This window comes from Syntrophaceticus schinkii (genome assembly GCF_000946815.1).
In the GTDB taxonomy this organism is placed as follows: domain Bacteria; phylum Bacillota; class DSM-12270; order Thermacetogeniales; family Thermacetogeniaceae; genus Syntrophaceticus; species Syntrophaceticus schinkii.
Genome location: NZ_CDRZ01000095.1, coordinates 1 through 1,268, shown reverse-complemented (window position 1 = coordinate 1,268; position 1,268 = coordinate 1). Strand labels below are relative to the sequence as shown.

The 1,268-nt window shown below is 38.1% G+C and carries 1 protein-coding gene; it reads left to right on the top strand.

Annotated features, from left to right (window positions below; translation table 11 throughout):
• Nucleotides 1–228 precede the first annotated feature (228 nt).
• Entirely contained in the window at nucleotides 229–948 is a 720-nt protein-coding gene (locus tag SSCH_RS05390; RefSeq protein ID WP_052835358.1) for a sensor histidine kinase, read from the top strand.
• Nucleotides 949–1,268: the final 320 nt, after the last annotated feature.

Genomic DNA, 1,268 nt, shown 5'->3' with positions numbered 1-1,268 from the left:
CGGCAGCCAGAGAGTTCCCCGTTGGGACCGCCGAACTTCAAGTTTTCTACAGAATTCTCATCTCCCTGTAGCTTCAGATTGCTCAAGGTAGCTCCTGATATATTTCATTTTCTTTGAAAAGAAGGATTATATAGAAGATCTTAAAAGACACTTGAAAATAGGTGATGCAAAATATCCTTATTTACGGTAATCTTATATTGGGTTATCGTTTCTCCCTCCGGTAATTAGTTGTTTGGTTACTATTTAACTTACCAGAACTGTATCAATGTTGAAAAAGAAAAGGTTAAATCTTTGGTAACTGATATTTCTCACCAGATTAGAACCCCCTTAGCTTCTATAAAGATATATAATTCCTTGCTGATTGATGGGGGACTCACCCAAGGAGAGGAAGAAGAATTTTTAAACAGAATAAAAAATGAAGTAGATAAACTGGAATGGCTGGCTAATTCTTTAGTGAAAATTTCAGCAACAGAACCGGGTTTGATACAGTTAAAAAAAGAGAGGCAGGATATCAAGAAAACCATACTGGAAGCCGTCAATGGAGTTTCTTTAGAGGCCTTAGAAAAAAACATAGAAATCGAAATGGATTTAGAGAGCATCTATATTGATCATGATATTAAATGGACAAAGGAAGCGATATTTAATATCTTGCAAAATGCTGTTAAATATACAGATGAAAATGGAAAGATTAAAATATTTATGGAAAAATTAGAGACCTTTATCAAGATAGATATTGAAGATAATGGTATCGGAATTCCCCCCAAAGATATGGGAAAGATTTTTGACAGGTTTTATAGGGGAGGCGCAGAGGCTGTGAAAAAGGCAGGGGGTTCAGGAGTTGGATTGTACCTGGCCAGGAAAATACTAGAAGAGCAGGGCGGAAGTGTAATAGCTGATTCTAGAGAAGGACACGGCAGTAAATTTACTATTCTTTGCTATTTCTCCTGAGCTGCAGAAACTGGTGATAAAATTTGACAAAATATATGGGTGTGGTGCAGCCTCGCCCAGTTTCAGCAGAGAGAGGACGCCGGGTGTAAACCTATAGAGTGTCTTTTTCGATCAAGTACGGATATACCTGTAAGTCACCGCCTGGTAAAAAAGTACTCATTTCTGTTCTTGTCAAATTGCGGCCGCTGCTCCAGGTGTTTTGTTCCAAAAACAGCGCACCGCATCAGTAACAATATTTTCACCTTACAAAATTGTCAAGAAGATTAAATTGTTTTGTAAGCTGGGGATGGTACTCTCGATCTATAAGGGAGGCATGATGA